Source organism: Ruoffia sp. FAM 26254 (assembly GCF_045528545.1).
Classification (GTDB): Bacteria; Bacillota; Bacilli; order Lactobacillales; family Aerococcaceae; genus Ruoffia; species Ruoffia halotolerans.
The window spans coordinates 1-849 of sequence record NZ_JBGQQY010000111.1; the positions used below are offsets into that span (position 1 = coordinate 1).

Genomic DNA, 849 nt, shown 5'->3' on the forward strand with positions numbered 1-849 from the left:
TCGGCATTCGGAAAAATGCGTTGTAAAAATAGATAATACGGCCCGTACATATCCATGGTGACGGTCTTGACTTGCATTCGAGCTTCATATGAATAGCGCATAAAATAATCTCTTAAAGCGTCTTGTGTGCGGTCTAAGACAATATCCAACAATGTGTGGTTATAGGCATCCATAAGAATACAACTCATCCCACTCGTCGCCTGTTTGACCGACTTAAACTCATCAATTCCAAGGTGCTCTGGTAGATCCCATGTCTTTGGCGATAGGGTTTGACCCGCCTTAATTAACTGGCACTGAACAGTATAGCGAGACACATTTAGATGTTGGGCAATCAGTTTCATCGACTGTACTTCCGTTAATTCCATGATAATGGTTCGTTTAATGTCATTCGAAATAAAGCATCCTTTATCAACAATGCTTGTTGGAACAGTCGTCACGACCCGACAATGTTTACACTGATAGCGTTGTTTCTTGAGTTTTAACAAGACGGGTTGGAAGTTGATATGCGTTAAGTGAATCGTCGTGTGATCAAAACCATATTTAATCATGTCCTGCGTTGAATGGTTAGCCACACCACAGTGTGGACAGGCTGGCAATGAATAAGAGAGTTGTCCCAAGAGAACCTTACACCGCACCCCCTTGTGCATTTCCTCCATGATGTCATCTTGAAGTTGAACATGTTTATCTTTAATATTTAGTAAGTCTGCGATATAATTCATATGAGCCAAGTGAATTCTCCTTTTAGTAATGTATGGTAACTTTATTATATAGGAATTCACTGGCTTTTGTGTACATACAAAAAAAGGTGTCAGTGAGATTTCTCTCACCAACACCAAAAATTCAAGAACC

The 849-nt window shown here is 40.0% G+C and carries 1 protein-coding gene; it reads right to left on the bottom strand.

Translation table 11 applies throughout. The features are described 5' to 3' along the window. A partial coding sequence (locus tag ACEN3Z_RS11880) for a transposase (protein WP_407090984.1) occupies positions 1-719 on the bottom strand: 719 nt, incomplete at its 3' end. Between the last annotated feature and the right edge of the window lie 130 nt (positions 720-849).